The sequence below is a fragment of the Rhabdothermincola salaria genome, assembly GCF_021246445.1.
GTDB classification, from domain to species: Bacteria; Actinomycetota; Acidimicrobiia; order Acidimicrobiales; family Acidimicrobilacustridaceae; genus Rhabdothermincola_A; species Rhabdothermincola_A salaria.
Genome location: NZ_JAJQXW010000003.1, coordinates 165,201 through 182,843 on the forward strand (window position 1 = coordinate 165,201; position 17,643 = coordinate 182,843).

The following is a 17,643-nucleotide window of genomic DNA, read 5'->3' on the forward strand; positions in this document are numbered from 1 at the left end:
GTGGCTACTCGATGCCGAAGAGGTACGGGTACAGCGGCTGCCCGCCGTGGTGGACCTCCACCTCGCACCCGGACCGGTTGTCGTGGACCCAGACCTCGATGTGGCGGGTGAGGGCGGCGGTGGCGCCTTCGCCCTCGATCACCGTCACGATCTCGTGCTCCGGGCCGATGAGCTCGTGGAGGAGCTGCGTGGCGGCGTCGCCCAGCTCGGCGTCGACGGCCAAGATCCCCTCACGGGCGATGCCCAACCAGTCGCCCTCGCGGATCGGGCCCCGCTCGCAGCTCGAGTCGCGCACGGCGCGAGTGACCTCGCCGGCCACGACGTGCTCGCAGGCGGCTCGCATGGCGTCGAAGTTGGCCGCCACCGGAGAGCCCGGGTCGTAGCTCAACAGCGCGGCGAAGGCCTCGGCGATGCCGCGGGTCGGCACCACCCGCACCGTCTTGGCGGTCATGGCGTCGACCTGCTCGGCGACCGGGATGATGTTCTTGTTGTTGGGCAGGATCAGGACCTCGTCGGCGGGTGCGGCCTCGACCGCCTCGAGGAGCTGGGCGGTGGAGGGGTTCATGGTCTGGCCTCCGGTGACGATGCCCTGGACGCCGAGGCTGTAGAAGATGCGGCGCACGCCCTCACCGACGGCGACCGCGACCACGGCACAGGGCACGGGCTCGTGGACCGTGGCCGGTTCGGCGGGCTCGGGGGCGGCCTCGCGGACCCACCGCTCCTCCTCGACCTCCTCGAAGAGGTCGGTGACCCGGATCGAGCGGGGCCGGCCGATGTCGACGGCGGCCTCGATGGCGGCGCCGATGTCGTCGGTGTGCACGTGGCAGTTCCACAGGCCGTCGCCGCCCACCACGACGATCGAGTCGCCCAGGGTGGCCCACACGTCCTTGAAGCCCGGGATCGCCTCGTCGGGAGCCTCGAGGAAGTACATGACCTCGTAGCGCAGGTCCGCCGGACCCCCGTGGCCGTGGTGGGTGTCGTCGGAGAGGGCGGCGGCGAAGGCGGCGCTGAACTCGGCGCTCACCTCGCCGGTGGCGGGTTCGGGCAGGGGACGCCCGTCGGCGAGGTGCAGCGCCACGTCGACGAGGAGCATGAGCCCGGTGCCCCCGGAGTCGACGACGCCGGCCTCGGCCAGCACCGGGAGCAGCTCGGGGGTGCGCGCCAGCGCGTCGGAGCCACGGCGCCGACCCGCCTCGAGAGCCCCGACCAGGTCGGCGCCGTCGGCCACGGCGTCGGCGACCCCGTCGGCCACGGCCCGCACCACGGTGAGGATGGTGCCCTCGACCGGCTTCATGACCGCGCCGTAGGCCGCGGTGGCGGCGCGGTCGAGCGCAGCGGCGACGGTGGGAGGCTCGAGGTCGTCGACCTCGCGGAACACCTCGCAGAGGCCCCGCAGGATCTGCGAGAGGATCACGCCGGAGTTGCCCCGGGCCCCCATGAGCGAGCCGTGGCTGATGGCCTGGCACACCGAGGCCATGCCCGGTTCGGCACCCTCGACCTCGGTCACCACCGAGGCCATGGTGAGCGACATGTTGGTGCCCGTGTCGCCGTCGGGGACCGGGTAGACGTTGAGGCGGTTGATGGCCTCACGGTGAACGGCGAGGATCTCGGCGTAGCCCCGTACGAGGTCACGCAGGTCGTCGGCGGTGAGTCGCTCCAGCACTGGCACGGGTGGGGATCGTAGTGACCCGGGGCCACCCGACCCCCGCCACGACCGCTACCGGACCCGCCGACGGGCGGCCGCGATGGACGAGTTGGGCCCCGGTCGCCCTCCCGGGTAGGGTTCCTCGTTCGTTTGCGTCGTCTTCTTCGTCCCGAGGTGGTCTCCCCATGGCATCCATTTGCGAGGTGTGCGGAAAGCACCCGTCGTTCGGCATGGCGGTGAGCCACTCCCACCGGCGGACCAAGCGCCGGTGGAACCCGAACATCCAGCGGGTGCGCGCCGTCATCAACGGCTCCACCAAGCGCATCGACGTGTGCACCTCGTGCATCCGTGCGGGCAAGGTCACCAAGGCGGTCCGCTGACCGTGGCCGAGGCCGCCGTCCTGCAAGGGGTCGTCAAGTCCTTCGATCCCATCGGCGGCGACGGGGTCGTGGTGTGCGACGCCGATCTCGCCGAGTACGAGCTGTCCCGCACCGCCCTGGACGAGTCCGTCTTCCGCATGCTGCGCCAAGGCCAGCGGGTGGTGTTCGAGCTCGACGACCGAGCCATGGCCACCCGGCTCCGCATGGGCTCGGAGGCCGACATGGGCACCCCCGGGTTCCCCGCGGCGCACCCCGACGACGCCCAGCACCCGCAGGGCGGCGAACCGGCCGTCTGACCCCTCGGTCGGGCCCACCGGCCGTGTCCACGGCCAGGGGACCCTTCTCGCGGTGACCACCGGCTGGCTCGCCGCGGCGCCGGGGCCTCTAGGATGGCTGTTCACCTGGAGAGCACGGTGTCGTCACCTCGTTCCCCGGGCCCATCCCCCCGGGCTCTCGAGGAGAGCCGCGACGACAACGATGTCGGAGGTGCCATGGCCGGTCACACCACCAACCAGAAGCTGCTCGATTGGGTCGAGCAGTGGCGGGAGGTCCTCCAGCCGGATCGGGTCCACTGGTGCGACGGCTCCGCCGAGGAGTACGACCGCCTCACCTCCGAGCTCGTCGCGGGCGGCACCTTCCGCACGCTGAACGAGGCCAAGCGGCCCAACAGCTACCTGGCCCTCTCCGACCCCGCCGACGTGGCCCGGGTCGAGGACCGCACCTACATCTGCTCCGAGGCCGAGATCGACGCCGGGCCCACCAACAACTGGCGGCCGCCGGCGGAGATGAAGGCCGAGCTCACCGGGCTCTACACCGGTGCCATGAAGGGCCGCACCATGTACGTGGTGCCCTTCTCGATGGGCCCGCTCGGATCGCCCATCGCCCACATCGGGGTCCAGCTCACCGACTCCGCCTACGTGGCCACCAACATGCGCATCATGACCCGCATGGGCCAGGGTGCCCTCGACGTGCTGGGCGACGGCCAGTGGGTGCCGTGCGTGCACTCGGTGGGGATGCCGCTCGCCGACGGCCAGGCCGACGTGCCGTGGCCCTGCGACGCCGAGAACAAGTACATCGTGCACTTCCCCGAGACCCGCGAGATCTGGTCCTACGGCTCGGGCTACGGCGGCAACGCCCTGCTGGGCAAGAAGTGCTTCGCCCTGCGCATCGCCTCCACCATGGCCCGCGACGGCGGCTGGATGGCCGAGCACATGCTCATCCTCGGGCTCACCTCCCCCGAGGGAGTCAAGAAGTACGTGGCCGCCGCGTTCCCGTCGGCCTGCGGCAAGACCAACATGGCGATGCTCATCCCCACCCTGCCCGGGTGGAAGGTCGAGACCGTCGGAGACGACATCGCCTGGATGAAGTTCGGCGACGACGGGCGCCTCTACGCCATCAACCCCGAGGCCGGGTTCTTCGGCGTGGCCCCCGGCACCTCGACCAAGAGCAACTTCAACGCCCTTCGCTCGGTCGACGCCAACTCCATCTTCACCAACTGCGCCCTCACCGACGACGGCGACATCTGGTGGGAAGACCTCACCGACGAGGCGCCGGCCCACCTCGTGGACTGGAAGGGCCAGGACTGGACCCCCGAGTCCGGCACCCCGGCGGCGCACCCCAACGCCCGCTTCACCGCGCCCGCGGCGCAGTGCCCCTCCATCGCTCCCGAGTGGGAGGACCCCGCCGGTGTGCCCATCTCGGCTGTGCTCTTCGGAGGACGCCGGGCCACCAACGTGCCGCTGGTCACCGAGTCCTTCGACTGGCAGCACGGCACCTTCCTCGGCTCCATCATGAGCTCGGAGAAGACCGCCGCGGCGGCCGGCACGGTGGGCGAGCTGCGCTTCGACCCCTTCGCCATGCTGCCCTTCTGCGGCTACAACATGGGCGACTACATCGACCACTGGTTGAAGATCGGCCAGGCCACCGATGCCGAGAACCTCCCCAAGCTGTTCTGGGTGAACTGGTTCCGCAAGGACGACGACGGCGCCTTCATGTGGCCGGGCTTCGGCGAGAACTCCCGTGTGCTGAAGTGGATCGTCGAGCGCCTCGAGGGTCGCGCCGACGCCGTCGACACCGCCATCGGCCGGGTGCCCACCGTCGAGTCGCTCGACACCACCGGACTCGACCTCGACGAGGCCACCCTCGCCACCTTGTTGTCGGTCGACAACGAGGCCTGGCGCCAGGAGATCCCCCAGATCGAGGACCACTTCGAGAAGCTGGGCGAACGCCTCCCCGACGAGATGCGAGACGAGCTCCGCGAGCTCGAGAAGCGCCTGGCCCAGTAGCACCGACCACCCAGGCACGCCGGCACGGGCGGGGCTCCGGCCCCGCCCGTGCCGCGTCCCGGGCCGGGCCGGGCCACCTCAGGTGGTCGACTCAGACGGTCGGGCTCACGGGGTCGGGATCACGGGGTCGAGCTCGGAGGGTCGGCGAGCTCAGCCGGCGAGGCGACGGACGCACGCCACGACCACGTCGTCCTCGTAGCCGGCGGTGGTCATCATCTCGAGCACGATGCGTCGGCCCAGCTCCCCCACCGGCAGGTGCCGGTGGGCGGCCACGACAGCATCGAGGCGGGCCAGGCCCACGTCGATGCTCTCCCCCCGTCGTTCCACCAGGCCGTCGGAGAAGCCGACGAGCACCGAGCCCGGCTCCATCACCACGGTGGCGTCGCCGCGGTGTCGATCGAGCTCGAGGCCGAGAGGGGCGGAGCGGGCTCCGTCGAGCCAGACCACCGGACCGTGCTCGGGCACGAGCACCATCGGCGGGTGACCGGCCGAGGAATAGGACACCACGCCCGACACCGGATCCAGGAACGCGCAGCAGACGGTGGCGAAGTCGGTGATGGCGTGGCGCACGGCGAAGGCGTCGACGGCGTCGAGCAGCCGGCTCGGGTGCTGGGCGAACGTGGCGAGGGCGAGGAACCCCGACCGCAGCTGGCCCATGGCCACGGCGGCGTCGAGGTTGTGGCCGACGACGTCGCCGACGGCGACACCCAGGCGACCGTCGGCCAGGGTGAAGGTCTCGTACCAGTCGCCCCCGACCTCGAGGGCGTTCTCGGCCGCGGCGTAGTGGGTGGCCACGTCGAGGCCGGGGAGCGACACCACCCTCGCCGGGAGCAGCGCCCGTTGCAGGCGCAGCGCCAACCGGTGCTCCTCGTCGTGGAGCCGGCGCAGGCGCTCCTCGGCCTCCTTGCGGCCGGTGATGTCGATGACCGAGCCGACGTAGCCGAGGAACTCACCGTCGGCCCCCGTGCGAGGGGTGCCGGCATCGAGCGTCCAGCGGTAGCTCCCGTCGTCGCGACGGAGCCGGTAGTCGAGCTCGAAGGGGCGATGGTCGGCCGCGGCAGACAGGAACGACTCCTCGACCCGCTCGCGGTCGTCGGGATGGGTGGCCTCCAGCCAGCCGAGGCCCAGTCCGGTCTCGGGCGTCTGCCCGGTGAAGTCGTACCAGCGCTTGGACAGGTAGGTGCACGTGCCCTCGGAGTCGGTGACCCAGATCATCACCGGGACGCTGTCGGCCATGCTCCGGAACTGGGCCTCGCTCTCCCGCAGGGAGATCTCGGCCTCGTGGCGCTGGGTGACGTCGGAGAAGACCAGCACGAAACGGCCTCGGGGCTCGACCGCGGTGACGAAGACGTCGAAGCGCCGACCCATGGCCGGTGACTCCTGCTCGAAGCGCAGGGAACCCCCGCCGAGGGCGACGTTGGCGTAGGTCTCCAACCAGTGCGGCTCGAGGTCGGGCACCAGCTCCAGCGCCGTGTGCCCGGTCGCGTCCACCAACCCGGTGGCGGCTTCGAACAGCGGGTTCGTCTCGAGGAAGCGGTAGTCGACGGGCTCCCCGTCGTCGTCGAGGACGAGCTCGCACATGCAGTAGCCCTGGTCGATGGCGGTGAAAACGGCCCGCAGCCGGGACTCGCTCTCCCTCAACGCCTCCGCATCGACCGAGTCGGGCTGGCTCCCGTGGGACTCCTCACGCACACCGGGAGGCTAACGGGACCGGGTTCTCCCGACTCGGCGTGAGCATCGCGTCACCAGTGCAACACCATGGCCCGGATGCCCAGGCCCATGATGAACAGGCAACCGAAGCCGTAGAGCAGGTACTGGCGGTCCTTCATCTGGGCCCGGTAGCTGTAGACGAGGCCCACCGAGGCCAGGGCGACGAAGCCGTAGAACTGATGGAAGCCCGGAGCCTCGCGACCCTCGACGGACTGCCCGGCCACCCCGACGATCACCTGCACGGCCACGATGACCTGCACGGCGACCACGAACCACCACAGCGCCTTGGCCCGCAGGGCCGTGAGCCAGTTGGCAGCCAGGCACCACGCGCCGGCGAGGCCGTTGCCGATGACGAAGACCCAGGCCAGGACCTGGTGGATGTCGAGGAGCACGGGTGGGGGACGATGCGGGCCGGGCTCAGCCCTCGGGCGTGCTGGTCACCACGGGGACGTAGGACCACACCTCGCTGGAGACCCCCACCGGCGCCTGTCCCCCGGGATGGCCACCCTCGCCCCCGCCGTGACCACCGGGCTGTCCGCCCGGGTGGCCACCCGGATGGCCGGCGCCGCCGCCGGGGGCCCCGGTCGTCCCGGCGTGGCCCTGGGCGAAGGCCGGCGAGGCGAGCCAGGCCTCGAAGGCCTCCTCGTCGCGCCAGCGGGTGACGACGAGCCAGGTCGTGCGATCGTCGGTGGGCTTCAACAGCTCGAAGCCCTCGAAGCCGTCCTGGCCGTCGACGGCGCCGGCCCGGGCGGCGAAGCGATGGGCCAGCTCGTCGCCGGCGTCGGCGGGCACGGTGATGGCGTTGATCCGGATGATCGTCATGGGCCGATGCTGCCCCGACACCGCCCCGCCCGCCAGTCGACCCGAGGAGCGTCGGGGTCCCGCTCCTACACTGGAGGGGTGCTCAAGGCCAACGACCCCTGCTGGTGCGGTAGCGGCAAGAAGTTCAAGCGGTGCCACCGCGACCGGACCGAACAGCTGCGCCCCGGCACCATCAGCCCCGCCCGCTCGGTGCCCCCCGAGATCCCGCGGCCGGACTACGCCGAGTCCGGTGAGCCCCACCGATGGGCCGAACCGAGGGTGAAGTCCCCGGACGTCATCCGCCGGATGCGCACCGCTGGCCGGGCCGCCGCCGAGATCCTCGAGCTGGGCGGCGCCATGGCCGCGCCGGGCGTCACCACCGACGAGATCGACGCCGCCGTCCACCAGGCCTACATCGACCACGGCGGCTACCCGAGCACCCTCAACTACCGCGGGTACCCGAAGTCGTTGTGCACCTCGGTGAACGAGGTGATCTGCCACGGCATCCCCGACGACCGGGCCCTGCGCGACGGCGACATCGTCAACCTCGACGTGACCATCTTCCTCGACGGCGTGCACGGCGACACCAACGCCACCTTCCTGGTGGGCGACGTCGACGCGGCCTCCCGACAGCTGGTGGAGGTCACGCGCCAGTGCCTCGAGCACGGCATCGAGGCGGTGAAGCCCGGCCGCCCGTTCAACGAGATCGGTCGGGCCATCGAGACCCACGCCCACGCCCACGGCTACGAGGTCGTCCGGGCCTTCGTGGGGCACGGCATCGGTGAGCAGTTCCACACCGATCTGCAGATCCCGCACTACTTCGAGCCCCGCTTCACCACCGTCATCGAGCCGGGGATGGTCTTCACCATCGAGCCGATGATCTCGATCGGCACCGGCAACCACCGCATCTGGGACGACGACTGGACGGCGGTCACCGCCGACGGCAGCCGCACCGCCCAGTTCGAGCACACCGTGCTCGTCACCGACACCGGGGTCGAGGTGCTCACCGCGCCCGCCGTGGTGCCGGCCCAGGGCTCCACCGCCTCCTGACGTGGACCACGCCAGCTTCACGGTCGCCACGCTCCACGTGGGACCGACCGAGCTGCACCTGCTCTACGCCGACCTGGTCGTGGTGCGCCATCCCGGCGCCGACGAGCTCGACTGGGAGTGCGTGGCCGCCACCCTCCCGGGCCCGGCGTACGCCCGTGAGCCGCACCGGCTCACCATGGTGGTCCTCGACGACGGCCGCACGCTGGCCGGCGACGCCGTGGTCGTGCGCTCCGACGAGCAGCGCCACGTGTTCCGGGGCATGGGGCCGCTCGAGGGGCTGCACGCCGACGACGTCCCCGGAGGCTGAGCGCTCGGCCCGACCGCCGCGGGGCCGGATCAGTCGATGGTGGCCGACACGAGCTGACCGGCCTCGAAGCCGAGGGTGACCGACCCTGCGCCCGACGCCCCCTCGGCCGTGCAGGCGACGAATCCGGTTCCCTCGTCGAGGGGCGCGGCGCTGGGGCACAGGAGCTCGACGTCCTCGCCGGCCTGGGCGGCGACCTCGTCGGCCGCCAGCTGCATCACCTGCGAGGTCATCAACACGACGTCGGGGCTCGAGGCGATGTCGACCCTGCCTTCGTCGTCGGCCATGGTGACCACCATGGCGAAGGTGACATCGTCGGTGGTGGTGACCTCGCAGTCGAACGACTCGCCCTCGGCCGCTTCGATGTCGGTCGGGCACGTCACGGTCGCGGCGCTGACGCCGGCGTCGTCGAGCACCGTCTCGATCTCGGCCTCGGCCTTGTTCGCATCGATGACGGTGGTCGAGGAGCAGGCGGCGAGGGCGAGACCGGCCAGGCCGGCGACGGCTACCAGGCGGGGCAGGCGGTTCACGGAGGCCTCCTGATGAGGTTGCGTGTCGACACGAGCGCGCCGGCGGCGCCAGCACGATCTCATGAGCCGTCGAACAGCGACGCCACGAACGGGTCGCCCGGGAGTCGGCGAACCCCGTGGGCGATGAACCACTCCGTGCCGAACGCCCCGGCGAAGGCGTCGTCGTCCATGGTCAAGAAGAACGAGTCGGGCCCGATCTGGCTGGCATGGGCCTGCATGGCGGCCCGTTTGCGGTCGAGCACCGCGCTGACGTCGACGCCATGGGTGATGAGGTCCTCGGGCGACCCGAAGGTCTCCTCGACCGCTCGGCGCATCCGCTCCTGCTCGGCCTCCGGGAGCTCGGTGGTGTCGACCCCCTCGGCGGCCTCCTCCAACTCGACCTCGAACTCGCCCGCTCGGGCGGCCATGGCCCGCCGGATGTGATCGCGGTTCATGGTCGACTCGAACACGGCCGGGACGCCGGCCTTCTCGGCGGCCAGCAGACCGACCCGGTGGACCTGGATGTGGTCGGGGTGCCCGTACCCGCCGTGGTCGTCGTAGACGGTGAGCACGTCGGCGCCCACCTCGCGCAACAGCAGGGCCAGACGGTCGGAGGCCTGGTCGAGGTCGGCGCGCCAGAAGCACGCCGGGTTCTCGTTGGTCGCCTCGCCCATCATGCCGGAGTCCTCGTAGCCGAGGAACTCGACGCGGGAGACGCCCAGGAGGCGGGCTGCTTCGTGGGTCTCGGCCACTCGCCGCTCCCACAGGGCCTCACCCTCCGCCAGAACCCCTGGTTGGGGTTCGCCCTGCTCGCCGCGCGTGCCGAGCACGAGGACCACCTCGTGACCGGCGTCGGCCGCCAGGGCCATGGTCCCACCCGTGGCGATCGACTCGTCATCGGGATGGGCGTGGAAGCAGACCAGAGTCGCCATCGGGCCGAGCCTACGGGGGCGCGGGTCAGGCCACGGCGCCGGCGGCGCGACGAGCGGCGATGGTGTCGGCGTCGAGCCCGGCCCACTCGGCGAGGACCTCGTCGGTGTGCTGGCCCGCGTGCGCAGGCGGCCGCTGGATCTCCGCCGAGGTCCGCGAGAACCGCGGGGCCGGTGCGGGTTGGACGACCTCGTCGCGGGTCACGAAGTTCTCCCGGGCCACGTTGTGGGGATGGGTCGGCGCCTCGCCGAGACCGAGCACGGGCACCACGCAGGCATCGGTGCCGTCGAAGATGGCCGCCCACTCGTCACGCGTCTTGGTGGCGATCACCGCCGCCAGGCGCTCCTTCAGCGCCGGCCACAGCGAACGATCGCTCTGCCGGGCGAAGTCCGGGTCGTCGGCCAGGCCGGTCTTGTCGAGGAGGATGGCGTAGAACTGCGGCTCGATGGCCCCGACCGACAGGAACCGGCCGTCGGCGCACTCGTACACCTCGTAGTAGTGGGCGCCCGAGTCGAGCATGTTGGCGCCGCGCTCGTCGGACCAGATCCCCATGGCCTTGAAACCGTGCAGGAAGGTGGTGAGCACCGCCGAGCCGTCGACCATGGCGGCGTCGATGACCTGGCCCTGGCCGGAGGTGCGGGCCTCGAGCACGCCGCAGACGATGCCGAAGGCCAGCATCAGCCCACCACCGCCGAAGTCGCCGATGAGGTTCAGCGGCGGCTGCGGGCGCTCGTCGGGGCGACCGATGGCCCCGAGCACGCCGGCGATGGAGATGTAGTTCATGTCGTGGCCGGCCATGGAGGCCATGGGGCCCTCCTGACCCCAGCCCGTCATGCGGCCGTACACCAGGCGGGGGTTCTGCCCGAGGCACACCTCGGGGCCGAGGCCCAAGCGCTCCATGACCCCCGGCCGGAAGCCCTCGACGAGGGCGTCGGCCCCGGCGACGAGCTCGAGCACCGTGGCCACGCCGTCGGGGTGCTTCAGGTCGACGGCCACGGAACGGCGACCGCGGTTCATGACGTCCTTGGGCGGCGCCGCCGGGTCACCCCCGTAGGCCGACGACGCCCGGTCGACACGCACCACGTCGGCACCCATGTCGGCCAGCATCATCGCCGCGAACGGCCCCGGTCCGATCCCGGCGATCTCCACGACCTTCACCCCAGCGAGTGGTCCCATCGGGTGTGCCATTCCTCCTGTGGGCCCCGCCGCAGCGGTGGCCACCTCGAGCGTCGGGGACCGGTCAGCCGGCCGCGCGCGACGCGAGCGCCGTCACGTGCTGGATGACCGAGGCCCAGTAGTACCGGGGAAGATCATGGCCGGTGTCCTCGAGACGGAGGAACTCCGACCCCTCGAGGCACTCCGCCGTGCGCTCTCCCCCACTGACGTCGACGAGCGGATCGATGTCGCCGTGGATGACGAGAGCCGGGACCTCGAGGGCCCGTAGACCCGCCGATCGCGGAGGGGACACCAAGATGGCGAGCAGCTGCCGGGCCACGCCCTCCGGGTAGAAGCAGCGGTCGTAGGCCTGAGCCGCCTTCTCCCTGGCCCAGTCGTCGTCGGCGTGCACCGGCCCGGAGAGGAACCGGGAGTTGGCCACCTCGCGTTCGATGTAGGCCTCGCGTTCGGTGGGCGACTCGGCCAGGAGCAGGCTCACCGCGTCCGGGGAGGGCTGGCCCACGTCCGGGTCGCCCGTGGTCGACATGTGCGACGTGAGGGTCAGGGTCCGGTCGGGGCGATCGATGGCCATCTGCTGCACGATCATCCCGCCCATCGACGCGCCCATGAGGTGGGCCCGGTCGACGCCCAGGTGGTCGAGGAGGCCCCAGGCGTCGGCCGCCATGTCGGCGAGCACGTAGGGCGCCTCCACCGGCCCACCCGAGAAGGCCGCCATCATCGACGCCAGCACGTCGGTGCCGTGATCCTCGATCTTGGTGGACAGGCCCACGTCTCGGTTGTCGAAGCGCACGACGTGGAAGCCCCGGTCGACGAGGCCCTCGCAGAAGTCGGGGTGCCATGACAGCAGCTGGGCACCGAGCCCGTGCACGAGCAGCAGCGTGGGGTCCGCCGGATCGCCATGGGTCTCGTACTCGATCTCGATGCCGTCGGTCGCAGCGCGCATGGCGCGACACACTTCCCGCTCCCCGCCGACGGGTCAACCGGCTCGGAGCTCTCGGAGCCGGCGGGGGCGCGGCGACCGGTACGGTTCGGCCGTGGAACGGATCGATCCGCTGACCGGGGACCGGGCCCGGATCGTGGCGTCCCGCCAGTCCCGCCCCAACCTGCCCGACCAGGGGTGCCCGTTCTGCCCGGGGGGCCTCGAGGCCCCGGAGCCCTACGACGTGCGCTGGTTCCCCAACCGGTGGCCGCCGTTTCCCGACGAGCGGGCCGAGATCGTGCTCTACACGCCCCGCCACGACGCGTCGTTCGCCGACCTGGGCCGCGAGGAGGCCCGACAGGTGGTCGACCTGTGGGCGGCGCGCAGCCGGGCCCTGGGCGACCGCGACGATGTCGGCTACGTCTTGGTCTTCGAGAACCGGGGACCGGAGGTGGGCGCCACGATCTCGCACCCACACGGCCAGATCTACGCCTTCGACACCGTCCCTCCACGCGCCGCCACCGAGCTCCTCCGCGGCGATGCGACCGGCGCCCTCGGCCCCGACGCCCCCGACGACCGCCTGGTCGCCACCTCGTCGTCCGGCTGGCGGGCCTGGGTCCCGTGGGCCGCGACGTGGCCCTACGAGTTGGTCCTCGCCCCCGTGGAGGCGGTGCCCGATCTGCCCTCGCTCGACCCCGCCGGGCGACAGGCCCTCGGCGACCTGCTCGTCGACGTGGTGGGTCGCCTCGACCGTCTCTTCGACGCACCGATGCCCCTCATGATGTGGTTCCACCAGCGACCCTTCGACGGAGGCGACTGGCCCGACGCCTGGCTCCACGCCCACATCGCGCCCCTGCTGAGGGCTCCGGGGGTGCAACGCTTCGTGGCCGCCGGCGAGCTCGGGAGCCAGGTGTGGTTCAACCCGGTGGCGCCGGCCGACGCCGCCCAGCAGCTGCGGGACGCCTGACCGTGCCCGAACCCGAGTCCGTCGTCGAGGTCCGGGCCTTCGCCCCGGGGCGGGTCAACCTCATCGGTGATCACACCGACCACGCCGGCGGCCTGGCCCTGCCCATGGCCGTCGACCTGGGCACGACCGTCACCGGTCGGCGGGGTGGCGCGCAGGTACACCTGGTGTCGACGGCCGAGGACGCCCCGGCGGACGTGCCGCTCACCGTCACCGCGGCCGAGCGGGTGGAGCCTGCCTGGGCCCGCTACGTCGCCGGGGTGGTGGCCGAGCTGCGGCCCCGCGCCGGGTTCGAGGGCCGGGTCGACAGCACCGTCCCGGTGGGGGCCGGGTTGTCGTCGAGCGCGGCCCTGGAGTTGGCGGTGGCCCTCGCCCTCGGCTTCGACGGACCCGCGCTGGACCTGGCTCGTCTCGGACGACGGGCCGAGCGGCGGGCGTCGGGTGTGCCCTGCGGGCTCATGGACCAGCTCACCTCGGCCTGCGGGGTGGCGGGCCACGCCCTGCTGGTGGACTTCACCGCCGAGTCGTTCACGCTCGTGCCCGTCCCCGTGAGCGCAGACGTGGTGGTCGTCCACTCCGGTGTGTCCCGTGCGCTGGCGGGGTCTCGCTACGCCGAGCGGCAGGCCCAGTGCCGAGCCGCCGCCGCCGTCATCGGGCCGCTGGCCGAGGCGACGAGCGCCGACGTGGCCACCTTGCGCGACCCGGTGCTGCAGCGTCGAGCGCGCCACGTCGTGACCGAGAACGCTCGGGTGCGGGCCATGGCGACCGCGTTGGGGGCGGGCGACCTCGCCGCCGCCGGGGCCGCCATGCTCGAGAGCCACGCCAGCCTCCGACACGACTTCGAGGTGTCGGTCCCGGCCCTCGACCGCGCCGTGGAGCAGCTGATGGCGCAGCCCGGTGTGGTCGGGGCCCGCCTCACCGGTGCCGGGTTCGGCGGGTGCGTCGTCGCCCTCACCGAGCGGGGGGCGGTCGCCGACCCTCGCGCGCTCACCGGACGCGGGTGGAGGGTGCAGGCGTCGGGGGGCGCCCACGTCGAGACATCGGCGCCGCCGGGACGCTGACGCCCCGGATCACATGCGGCCGAGCAGCTCCGCCTTCTTGGCCTGGAACTCCTCGTCGGTGAGCACGCCCTGGTCGCGCAGGCGGGCGAGGTGCTCGATCTGCTCGGGCACGGTCTGCTGGGGCGGCGCCGCCGCGGCCGACTGGGCGGCGTGAGCGACGTTGATGCCACCCGAGATGCGGTCGGCCATCTTGATCTCGTTGGCCTCGATCTGTTGGTAGATCTCGTTCTGCACCTCGTCGGGCTTGCGGATGTCGTCGAAGCGCTGCGAGCCCTCCTTCGAGGCCGATTCGATCTCGAGGTCGCCGAGGCCCAGCACGCGCTCGAAGATGGTCTGGTTGAAGAAGATCGTGTTGATGCGCTCGAGCGGGATCTCGATGCCCCGCTTGGCGATGACGCCGGAGCGGTAGATGACGCGGTCGGAGGTGAGCACGAAGTGGGTGGTCACCCACCGGATGTAGCGCTCGACGAACCAGATGAGCGTGCCCAGCACGAAGGCGGCCGACAGGTAGAGGAACCAGTCGGGCCAGTCGTTGGCCAGGGCCACGACCGCCACGACGGCCGCCGCGAGGAGGCCGCCGAACGAGCTGGCCATGTACCACCAGTGCGGGTGCAGGTCGAGGACCAGCGACTCGTTCGTGTGCAGCACGTCCTGGGGATACGGCATGGGCGAACGCTACCGGAGCCGATGTCCCACCGGGTGGCTACGGTCGGGACCCGTGGATCCCGACGCCCTGCTCGAGGGCCTCAACGACGCCCAGCGTGCCGCGGTCACCTCCGAGGCGGCTCCGCTGTGCATCCTGGCGGGGGCCGGATCGGGCAAGACGCGGGTGCTCACCCGCCGGGTGGCGTGGCGTGCCGCCACCGGCGACCTCGACCCTCGTCACGTCCTCACGCTCACGTTCACCCGCAAGGCGGCAGGCGAGCTCACGGCGCGCCTGCGGGCCCTGGGCCTGCGCGACAACGTGGCCGCCGGCACGTTCCACGGCATCGCCTACGCCCAGCTGCGCAGCCGCTGGGCCGACCGGGGCATCGAGCCCCCCACCCTGCTCGAGCGCAAGGTGGGCTTCGTCGCCCGGCTCCTGCCTCCCGGTCGCCAGCAGGTCCCCGCCATCGACCTGGTCGCCGAGATCGAGTGGGCCAAGGCCCGCATGGTGGCACCGGACCGCTATGCCGAAGCGGCCGAGCGGGCCTCACGGCGACCCCCGATCCCGGGCGACGAGGTCGCCCGGATCTTCGCCGCCTACGAGGACGCCCGCCGGCGTCAGCGCATGGTCGACTTCGACGACCTGCTGCGCCTGTGCGCCCGCGACCTGGACCGCGACCCGGACTTCGCCGCCGCCCAGCGCTGGCGCTTCCAGCACCTGTTCGTCGACGAGTTCCAGGACGTCAACCCCCTCCAGCAGGCCCTCCTCGACGCCTGGCTGGGCGACCGCCTCGACCTGTGCGTGGTGGGCGACCCCAACCAGGCCATCTACGCCTGGAACGGCGCCGACGCCCAGCTGCTGCGGCTCTTCCCCAAGCGCTACCCCACCGCCGAGGTGGTCCGGCTCACCACCAACTACCGCTCCAGCCCCCAGGTCCTCGCCGTGGCCAACGCGGTGCTGGCGGGCGGCGGGCGGGGCGTCGACCGCGACGGCGCCCTCGTGGCCACCCGCCCCGAGGGGCCGGTCCCCACCGTCACCGCTCACGACGACGACCGTGCCGAGGCCCGTGGCATCGCCCGGGCGGTGCGCGACCAGCACCGACCCGGCAGCCCGTGGTCGGCCCAGGCCGTGCTGGTGCGCACCAACGCCCAGATCACGCTCCTCGAGGAGGCCCTCCACGAGGTGGGCATCCCCTTCCGGGTCCGGGGCGGCGCCGCCCTGCTCGACCAGCCCGAGGTCAAGGCCGCCCTGCGCACCGTGCAGCGCGCCACCGGCGGCTTCCCCGAGGCGCTCGCCGACCTCGAGGCGGCCGTGGCCGACCCCGACGGCACCGAGGGCGACCGGGCCGAGGAGCGCCGGGCCAACCTCGAGGCCCTGGTACGCCTGGCCCACGACTACACGGCGGTGGAGCCCGTGCCCTCGGTGCCGGGGTTCCTCACGTGGTTGCGGGCCACCACCCGGGCCGACCAACCCGACCGCCACGGCGACGCCGTCGAGATCGCCACCTTCCACGCCGCCAAGGGCCTCGAATGGCCGGTGGTGCACCTGGCCGGCCTCGAGCAGGGCCTGGTGCCCATCGGCCATGCCCGCACCGGCGAGGCCCTGGCCGAGGAGCTCCGGCTGTTCTACGTGGCCCTCACCCGAGCCGAGCGCGAGCTCTGCCTCACGTGGGCCGCCGAGCGGACGTTCGGCACCCGGGCCATGAAGCGTGACCGTTCGCCCTACCTCGAGACGGTGGTGGCCGCCTGCGCCGCACTGCGCTCGGGTGCCGACCCCGCCCAGGTCGGGCAGGGCGGCGCCCCCCTCGGGGGCGCCGCTCCCGGGCGGGCTCGAGCGGCGCGCCCGTCGGCCGCCCGCTCACGGTCGCGCCCGAACCTCCCACGCACCCGGGGGGCACCGGCCCCCGACGACCTCGACGACGACGCCCGGGCCCTCTTCGAAGCCCTTCGCGACTGGCGCGCCGGCAAGGCCCGCGCCGCGGCGATGCCCCCCTACGTCATCTGCAACGACCGCACCCTGCTCGAGCTCGCCACCCGCCGGCCCCGCACCACCACGGCGCTGCTGGCCGTGCACGGACTCGGCGAGGTCAAGGTCGGTCGCTTCGGCGACGAGCTGCTCGACCTGGTCGCCGACCACGCTCCGTGATCCGGTGATGGGCGAGACGGCCCGACCCGCGCCCCCGCGGCATCTCAGCTCGTGCGTTGCCTCGTCGTGCGATCGAGGATGCCGAGCGTGGCCCGCAGGGCCGCCTCGGAGATCACCGGGAAGATCCCGGCCTCACGCCACACCGGATCGATGTCCGACCAGTCGTAGTAGGAGGTGACGAGCGTGCCCTCGTCCACCGGCTCGAGGCGATAGCCGTAGACGTGGCCCAGCTGCGGCTCGATCTGTCCCACGATCGTCCACGCCAGCTCGCGGTCCTGCTCGAAGGCGGTGATGCGCACCTCGACGTCGTAGAGGCCGAGGGGGTAGTCGTTGAGCGCTTCGCGGTCCATGTGCACGACGAACGAGTCGCCGACGGCACCCACGGGCTCGCCGGTCGCGCCCATCAGCATCCCGGAGCTGTCGATGGCCACGTGCCCCTGGGGATCGCGCAGCACGGAGAAGACCGTGGCGGGCGGAGCGGGGATCGTCCGGCGGACCTCGAGGCGTTCTGTCGTCATGCCGCCATGGTGGCACCGTCGTGCTCGGCGCACACCGGTCGCCGCAGGGTGGCGACGGGCGGGGCGTCGAGCGGGCACCATGGGCGTCGTGCAGTTCTCCTCGCGCCAGTCGTACCGCCACGACGTCGACGACGTGCTCGACGCCTATGCCGACCCCTCGCTCTACCCCGGCCTGCCCGAGCTCCCCAAGATCGGCCGTCCGGAGGTCCTGGAGCACCGCCGAGCGGGCGATCTGGTGCACCTCGACCTGCGCTACGCCTACGTCGGGGATCTCCCGGCGGCGGCGACGGCGTTCATCGATCCGGGGCGCCTCACCTGGGTGCAGCGCACCGCCGTCGACCTCGGCCGGCGCACGTCGACGATCACGCTGCTCCCCGATCACTACCCGGATCGCCTCCAGTGCGCCGGGACCTTCCACTTCGCCGCCGACGACTCCGGCTCGGGCTCGCACCGGCGGGTCCAGGGCGACCTCGAGGTGCGGGTGATGGTCGTGGGGGGCCAGGTCGAGCGGGCCCTCGTGTCCGGCCTCGAGGAGTTCCTGGACGCCGAGGCCACCGCCGTCGACCACTGGATCGACGCGCTGTCGGCGTGACGGTCGAG

At 72.3% G+C, this 17,643-nt stretch carries 18 protein-coding genes and 1 pseudogene; 9 read left to right on the forward strand and 10 right to left on the reverse strand.

The window, feature by feature from the left end; translation table 11 throughout:
* Positions 1–4 precede the first annotated feature (4 nt).
* Positions 5–1,669 (reverse strand): DAK2 domain-containing protein, encoded by a 1,665-nt coding sequence (locus LUW87_RS14035; RefSeq protein ID WP_232671818.1) that lies wholly within the window; start codon positions 1,667–1,669, stop codon positions 5–7.
* A gap of 161 nt (positions 1,670–1,830) precedes the next feature.
* On the opposite strand from LUW87_RS14035, the gene rpmB reads away from it, so the two are divergent.
* The 3 genes from rpmB (at position 1,831) to LUW87_RS14050 (ending at position 4,310) form a co-directional block, all read left to right on the forward strand.
* Positions 1,831–2,025, forward strand: coding sequence for a 50S ribosomal protein L28 (gene rpmB, locus LUW87_RS14040; protein WP_232671819.1), 195 nt, complete (start codon positions 1,831–1,833; stop codon positions 2,023–2,025).
* A 2-nt stretch (positions 2,026–2,027) separates the two neighbouring features.
* Positions 2,028–2,321, forward strand: a complete 294-nt coding sequence (locus LUW87_RS14045) for a cold-shock protein (protein ID WP_232671820.1) — start codon at positions 2,028–2,030, stop codon at positions 2,319–2,321.
* Between the two features lie 195 nt (positions 2,322–2,516).
* The gene (locus LUW87_RS14050; RefSeq protein ID WP_232671821.1) at positions 2,517–4,310 is read left to right on the forward strand and encodes a phosphoenolpyruvate carboxykinase (GTP); all 1,794 of its coding nucleotides are present in this window, start codon (positions 2,517–2,519) and stop codon (positions 4,308–4,310) included.
* Positions 4,311–4,460: 150 nt separating this feature from the next.
* Here the strand turns inward: LUW87_RS14050 and LUW87_RS14055 are convergent.
* The 3 genes and pseudogenes from LUW87_RS14055 to LUW87_RS19445 all read right to left on the reverse strand — a co-directional run.
* A pseudogene (locus tag LUW87_RS14055) lies at positions 4,461–5,957 on the reverse strand (SpoIIE family protein phosphatase); the annotation flags it as partial.
* A 95-nt stretch (positions 5,958–6,052) separates the two neighbouring features.
* On the reverse strand, positions 6,053–6,412 hold the full coding sequence (locus LUW87_RS14060; protein ID WP_232671823.1) for a hypothetical protein: 360 nt from the start codon (positions 6,410–6,412) through the stop codon (positions 6,053–6,055).
* A 25-nt stretch (positions 6,413–6,437) separates the two neighbouring features.
* On the reverse strand, positions 6,438–6,842 hold the full coding sequence (locus tag LUW87_RS19445; protein ID WP_232671824.1) for an antibiotic biosynthesis monooxygenase family protein: 405 nt from the start codon (positions 6,840–6,842) through the stop codon (positions 6,438–6,440).
* Positions 6,843–6,920: 78 nt separating this feature from the next.
* On the opposite strand from LUW87_RS19445, the gene map reads away from it, so the two are divergent.
* Both map and LUW87_RS14075 read left to right on the forward strand, forming a co-directional pair.
* The gene (gene map / locus LUW87_RS14070) at positions 6,921–7,871 is read left to right on the forward strand and encodes a type I methionyl aminopeptidase (protein ID WP_232671825.1); all 951 of its coding nucleotides are present in this window, start codon (positions 6,921–6,923) and stop codon (positions 7,869–7,871) included.
* A gap of 1 nt (position 7,872) precedes the next feature.
* Complete coding sequence (locus LUW87_RS14075; RefSeq protein ID WP_232671826.1) at positions 7,873–8,178, forward strand: hypothetical protein; 306 nt, start codon at positions 7,873–7,875, stop codon at positions 8,176–8,178.
* A gap of 29 nt (positions 8,179–8,207) precedes the next feature.
* Here LUW87_RS14075 and LUW87_RS14080 read toward each other — a convergent pair whose 3' ends face one another.
* The 4 genes from LUW87_RS14080 to LUW87_RS14095 all read right to left on the reverse strand — a co-directional run bounded on the left by LUW87_RS14080 (position 8,208) and on the right by LUW87_RS14095 (position 11,733).
* Complete coding sequence (locus tag LUW87_RS14080) at positions 8,208–8,705, reverse strand: DUF4333 domain-containing protein (protein WP_232671827.1); 498 nt, start codon at positions 8,703–8,705, stop codon at positions 8,208–8,210.
* 59 nt (positions 8,706–8,764) lie between these two features.
* Positions 8,765–9,616 carry a PIG-L family deacetylase gene (locus LUW87_RS14085; protein WP_232671828.1) on the reverse strand — a complete coding sequence of 284 codons (852 nt, stop codon included), beginning with the start codon at positions 9,614–9,616 and terminating at the stop codon, positions 8,765–8,767.
* A 25-nt stretch (positions 9,617–9,641) separates the two neighbouring features.
* Complete coding sequence (locus LUW87_RS14090; RefSeq protein ID WP_232671829.1) at positions 9,642–10,790, reverse strand: CaiB/BaiF CoA transferase family protein; 1,149 nt, start codon at positions 10,788–10,790, stop codon at positions 9,642–9,644.
* Positions 10,791–10,854: 64 nt separating this feature from the next.
* On the reverse strand, positions 10,855–11,733 hold the full coding sequence (locus tag LUW87_RS14095) for an alpha/beta fold hydrolase (protein WP_232671830.1): 879 nt from the start codon (positions 11,731–11,733) through the stop codon (positions 10,855–10,857).
* Between the two features lie 91 nt (positions 11,734–11,824).
* Here LUW87_RS14095 and LUW87_RS14100 point away from each other — a divergent pair, with 91 nt between their 5' ends.
* Together LUW87_RS14100 and galK are read left to right on the forward strand one after the other, a co-directional pair.
* On the forward strand, positions 11,825–12,676 hold the full coding sequence (locus LUW87_RS14100; RefSeq protein ID WP_232671831.1) for a galactose-1-phosphate uridylyltransferase: 852 nt from the start codon (positions 11,825–11,827) through the stop codon (positions 12,674–12,676).
* A 2-nt stretch (positions 12,677–12,678) separates the two neighbouring features.
* Entirely contained in the window at positions 12,679–13,734 is a 1,056-nt protein-coding gene (gene galK / locus LUW87_RS14105) for a galactokinase (RefSeq protein WP_232671832.1), read from the forward strand.
* Positions 13,735–13,743: 9 nt separating this feature from the next.
* On the opposite strand, the gene LUW87_RS14110 is transcribed toward galK, so the two are convergent.
* Positions 13,744–14,400, reverse strand: coding sequence for a PH domain-containing protein (locus LUW87_RS14110; protein ID WP_232671833.1), 657 nt, complete (start codon positions 14,398–14,400; stop codon positions 13,744–13,746).
* A 52-nt stretch (positions 14,401–14,452) separates the two neighbouring features.
* On the opposite strand from LUW87_RS14110, the gene LUW87_RS14115 reads away from it, so the two are divergent.
* On the forward strand, positions 14,453–16,525 hold the full coding sequence (locus tag LUW87_RS14115) for an ATP-dependent DNA helicase UvrD2 (protein WP_232671834.1): 2,073 nt from the start codon (positions 14,453–14,455) through the stop codon (positions 16,523–16,525).
* Positions 16,526–16,569: 44 nt separating this feature from the next.
* On the opposite strand, the gene LUW87_RS14120 is transcribed toward LUW87_RS14115, so the two are convergent.
* Positions 16,570–17,043, reverse strand: a complete 474-nt coding sequence (locus LUW87_RS14120; RefSeq protein WP_232671835.1) for an SRPBCC family protein — start codon at positions 17,041–17,043, stop codon at positions 16,570–16,572.
* Between the two features lie 88 nt (positions 17,044–17,131).
* Here LUW87_RS14120 and LUW87_RS14125 point away from each other — a divergent pair, with 88 nt between their 5' ends.
* Entirely contained in the window at positions 17,132–17,635 is a 504-nt protein-coding gene (locus LUW87_RS14125; protein ID WP_232671836.1) for a DUF2505 domain-containing protein, read from the forward strand.
* Positions 17,636–17,643 lie beyond the last annotated feature (8 nt).